Raw genomic sequence first — 4,920 nt, forward strand, 5'->3', positions numbered from 1 at the left:
AGGGTATATGGTTATCATGAAATATTTTAGTGTTTGGATGCTCTTTTTTAAGCTTTCTTGCTACTATGCTTCGTTTCACTTCCCATAATTTTGTATAGAAATTTGGAAAAATTTTTCTTGCTATTTTTTTAATCATTCTTTACCGCCAAAATCATCATTTTCAAGGTCGTATTTTACCATGCCTGATACTAACTCTTGGAATGAGACTTTCCTTTCCCAATCAAGTTCTTTTTCTGCTTTTGATGGGTCGCCAAGTAACAATTCAACCTCGGCTGGACGGAAATATTTTTCATTAACCTTAACCAGCACTTTGCCCGTTTTACTGTCAATACCTTTTTCATTAATACCCACACCTTGCCACTTGATATCAACACTCACTTCTTTAAAGGCAACCTCAACAAACTCTCTAACAGTATGAGTTTCTCCTGTGGCAATCACAAAATCTTGTGGTTTGTTTTGTTGTAGCATTAACCATTGCGCATAAACAAAGTCTTTGGCATGACCCCAATCTCGTTTAACATCCATATTACCTAATTTTAATATCTTCTGCCTGCCTTGATGTATTCTGGCGACCGCTTGAGTAATTTTTTTGGTTACAAAAGTCTCACCTCTCCTTGGAGATTCGTGATTAAAAAGAATGCCGTTACAGGCAAACAAGTTATAGGACTCTCTGTAGTTTACCGTTACCCAATAAGCGTAAAGTTTAGCCGCACCATAAGGAGATTTTGGATAAAAGGGAGTGGTTTCACTTTGTGGCTCTGTGCCAGGGATGCCGCCAAACAATTCGGAAGTTGATGCTTGATAATATTTACAATTAGGCCCCAAATCACGCACTGCATCTAATAATCTAATTGCGCCCAAGCCAACCACATCGGCGGTATATTCCGGTACTTCAAAAGAAACTGCCACATGAGACTGAGCACCAAGATTATATATTTCATTAGGTTTAACCTTTATCAATAATCTATGTAGATTGCTTGAATCTGTTAAATCCCCGTGATAGGTGTATAAATTTGGATGCTTAAAAATATGTTCTATTCTTTGTGTAGTAAATACTGAAGCACGGCGTAATATCGCATGAACTTCGTAGCCTTTTTCCAATAATAATTCTGCAAGGTATGAACCGTCTTGTCCTGTGATACCTGTTATAAATGCTTTTTTAGTTTCTGCCATAAATATCCTCTAACCTTTCAATGTCATCCTCGCCCAAATAAACACCACTTTGCACTTCAATAACTTCTAATGACTTATTGCTCTTGTTTTCTAACGCATGAATTATGCCAATTGAGATGTAGGTTGATTCCCCCTCTTCAAGCGTTAAAAGTTCTTCACCATTAATTACTGTAGCAACGCCACTTACCACTACCCAATGCTCTGCTCGTTTCCGATGCCTTTGTAGGGATAACTTTGCACCCGATTTCACATGCAATCTCTTTACTTGAAAATAATCGCCTGACTCAATAGTATCATACCAACCCCACGGACGATGAACTTTGCGGTGTTCACTACTCTCATTACGCCTATTTTTATGCAAATATTCAACAATGCCCTTAACTTTATGAACCTTGTCTTGTGTGGCAATTAGAGTTGCATCAGGTGTATCAACAATAATGAGATTATCCACGCCAATCGTTACCACCATGTGGTGATGGGCATTGATATAAGTGTTAGTAGTATCTATAGCGCTAACATCGCCTTTAATAACATTATCATCCTTGTCTTTTGTGCCAATATCATAGAGTGCTGACCAAGCGCCAATATCATTCCATTGTGATTTCAATGGCACAACCACAACATTGCTAGATTTTTCCAACAATGCATAATCAATAGAATCGGATGGGGAAAACTCAAAAGCTTGTTTTTCTAGACGAATAAAATCTAAATCTTGCGTAGCGTTATTCACGGCATCACTCACTGCACTAACGATATCGGGTGAATGCATGGTAAACTCATTGATCAATATCTGTGGCTGAAACATAAACATACCAGAGTTCCATAGATAATTACCTTGCTTTAAATAAGATTGTGCTGTTTGCAAGTCTGGTTTTTCAACAAAAGCCTCAACTTGCCCATTCTTCAATGACTTTATATAACCATAGCCCGTATTAGCATCTGTTGGCACAATACCAAAAGTAACTAACTTATTATCATTTGCTTGCTTCAATGCACTATCAATTGCCCGATGAAATGTATTAATATCTTCAATCACATGATCTGCTGACAATACTAACAATACGCCATTATCTGTCATTTTGAGTGATTGCAGCGCCGCAGCAACAATCGCAGGAGCAGTATTTCTGCCGACTGGCTCCAATAGTATCGTAGGATTGCTGATATCAATTTTCTGACATTGTTCTGCCACTAAAAAACGATGTTCAGCATTGCAAACAATAATTGGGCTTGCAAGATTATCCAGCCCATTTAAACGCAAGATAGTCTCTTGCAACATTGTATTATCACCTGCAAGCGGTAAATACTGCTTAGGATATTGCTTTCGGGATAACGGCCAAAGGCGTGTCCCATAGCCACCTGAAAGGATTACTGGGATAATTGTATTTTGAGATTTCATATAGACATTATTGAGTAATTTTTTTGTCTTTTATTTCAAAAACTTTGTCACAACCTTTAATTGTACTTAAGCGATGAGCAATAATAATTAAAGTTTTATCTTTACTGATTTTATAAATTTCATCCATAATTTTTTGCTCTGTTTCATCGTCTAATGCACTGGTTGCCTCATCCAAAACTAACACTTCTGGCTCTCTGTATAAAGCTCTTGCAATAGCAACGCGTTGTTTTTGTCCGCCACTTAACTGTATTCCACCCTCGCCAACTAAGGTATTTATTCCTTCTTTAGTTTGCAGAAAATCAAAAATATTGGCTTGCTTTAAAACCTTTTCTAACAAAGTATATTCTAACCTTCTGCCAAAACAGACGTTGTCAGCAATTGTGCCATCAAACAAATACACTTGTTGTGGAATATAGCCGATTTGTGCGCGCCAATTTTGTAAATTAGACTCATCCAATACAATATCATCAATTTTAATTTCCCCTTGATTTTGCTGATGCAATCCAATAATTAAATTCACTAAGGTGCTTTTACCAGATCCACTTTCACCAATAAATGCAATTTTTTCACCCTTATTTATAGTTAAATTTATATCACTTAAAACTGTTTTTTCTTGATAGTGAAAACCAACATTCATTAGTTCAATTTTATGATTGAATGGAATATTTTTGTCTTTTAAATTTTCTTGGGTAGTTTTTAATTCTTCGCCAATAATGTCAATTGACTTATGATAATACATCAGTCCGTTATACTCATTAACAATACGATTAACCGATGGTAGTAGACGGTATAAAGCTAATACAAATAAACTTAAAATTGGCAAAATATACGATATATTAGATTGCTTAAAGTACAACAGGACCACTAGCAATAAGACGATTAAAGAAAAGCCACTGGTTTCTATAAACAATCTTGGAAAGTCATTTAAAAAATTGTAGCTTGCATTTGCTTTTGCGTATTTATTAACTGTTGTAGAAAAATCGCTTTCAATATCTTTCAGCCTATCTTTATTTTGTAATTTAATATGCTCAAAATTACCAAATACTCTATTAATAATTTCATAAAGTTTTGCTTGAAAATTTGCCCTTACTTTGCCGACTACTTTTATTCTTTTTGAAATTGAGTGTGTTAAGAAAAGTATTTTAAGAATTAAAATTGCTGTAAATATAAGTGTTATTTTCCAACTGGCAATTAGCATTAATATATATATGAATACAGTTACAAAAATCTCAGACATTATCATTAAAGCAGAGCGAATAACTAAAGACATTAAAGATGCCTCTGTGATAATTGCCTTAGTTAGATAACTGCTATTTTTATTGGTAAAAACTCGATAAGGCATAGCTAAATAAGTTTTAAACAATCTCTTTGTTGTTCGTGCATAAAGTTCTTCTGTGAAATTAGCCATTACATAGTTATATGTCAAATTTACACCGCCTCTAAAAATGTAAAAACCAACCAAAGTCAAGCCAAAAACAATAGCGAAATTAACGTCATTCTCAAAACCGAAAAAGACAAAAATCCATTGATAGTATTGATTTTGATGAATGCTATCAAAGTTTACTGAAATATCAATAAATGGCATAATTGCCGAGATTCCAATTGTTTCTACTACTGAAACAAAAATAGAGAAAACCACCAACCAAAGTAAGTGGCGTTTGGTTTCTCTGTCTAATAATTGGCGAAGTTTTTGAAAGTAATTCATTACCCTATCTGCCGCTTAAGCTGTTCAATTTCAATCTTTAACCGCTCATATTCTTCGGTTTTTCTTTGCAAAAAATGAATGGTTAATTTAGATTTCTCACTAATACCCTGTGGGGTTAAAAGGTAAGTATATTGGGTTTTATTACGACTGTTTTTAAAGTTTTCAACTTTAACGAGTCCTTTATCAATCAAACCTTTTAAGCAATAATTCGCCTTACCTAAACTCATTCCCAGTTTATCCGCCAAATCACGCTGTGAATAATTGGGGCTTTGCTCCAAGACTTGTAGGATTGAAAATTGATTATCTTGATTCAGCATAAAGTGCATTATACCAAAGTGTTCAATAGTTGAACATTGAAAATGACTTGCAGATCTTCTGTTGATAATACCACCAAAACAAAACAGTAGTAATCAGGGGTATGCTCATCAATCGCATTAAAGCATTTTTTGCTTACATCTTGTTTCATTATTCTCACCTCTACTATAAAATCAGGCTTTATTATCAAGTCCAAATTCATGACTGCAAACTATCCAGAGAGAGAATATTCAAACTTTATGATTGCCCTATTATTGGCTTTTCCCGTATTAATCAACTCGGTTAAAATTTTTGGTAATTTGATTTTATTTATCTTTGTAATTTTTGGGGT

At 34.6% G+C, this 4,920-nt stretch carries 5 protein-coding genes; all 5 read right to left on the bottom strand.

Annotation, left to right across the window (positions count from 1 at the left end):
- Positions 1-132 precede the first annotated feature (132 nt).
- From gmd to BAZSYMA_RS09855, 5 genes are read right to left on the bottom strand one after another with little or no spacing between them, the layout of a single operon-like run.
- Positions 133-1,173 (bottom strand): GDP-mannose 4,6-dehydratase, encoded by a 1,041-nt coding sequence (gene gmd / locus BAZSYMA_RS03210; protein ID WP_090715579.1) that lies wholly within the window; start codon positions 1,171-1,173, stop codon positions 133-135.
- Entirely contained in the window at positions 1,160-2,569 is a 1,410-nt protein-coding gene (locus BAZSYMA_RS03215) for a mannose-1-phosphate guanylyltransferase/mannose-6-phosphate isomerase (protein WP_143243082.1), read from the bottom strand. Before BAZSYMA_RS03215 ends, gmd begins: the two co-directional genes overlap by 14 nt.
- Before the next feature lie 7 nt (positions 2,570-2,576).
- On the bottom strand, positions 2,577-4,274 hold the full coding sequence (locus tag BAZSYMA_RS03220) for an ABC transporter ATP-binding protein/permease (RefSeq protein WP_090715582.1): 1,698 nt from the start codon (positions 4,272-4,274) through the stop codon (positions 2,577-2,579).
- Positions 4,274-4,591, bottom strand: a complete 318-nt coding sequence (locus BAZSYMA_RS03225; protein ID WP_180323645.1) for a MarR family EPS-associated transcriptional regulator — start codon at positions 4,589-4,591, stop codon at positions 4,274-4,276. The genes BAZSYMA_RS03220 and BAZSYMA_RS03225 overlap by 1 nt, the downstream gene beginning before the upstream one ends.
- A gap of 8 nt (positions 4,592-4,599) precedes the next feature.
- Positions 4,600-4,740, bottom strand: coding sequence for a hypothetical protein (locus BAZSYMA_RS09855; RefSeq protein WP_195910072.1), 141 nt, complete (start codon positions 4,738-4,740; stop codon positions 4,600-4,602).
- Between the last annotated feature and the right edge of the window lie 180 nt (positions 4,741-4,920).

Origin of the sequence: Bathymodiolus azoricus thioautotrophic gill symbiont (genome assembly GCF_001298715.1) — a bacterium.
In the GTDB taxonomy this organism is placed as follows: Bacteria; Pseudomonadota; Gammaproteobacteria; order PS1; family Pseudothioglobaceae; genus Thiodubiliella.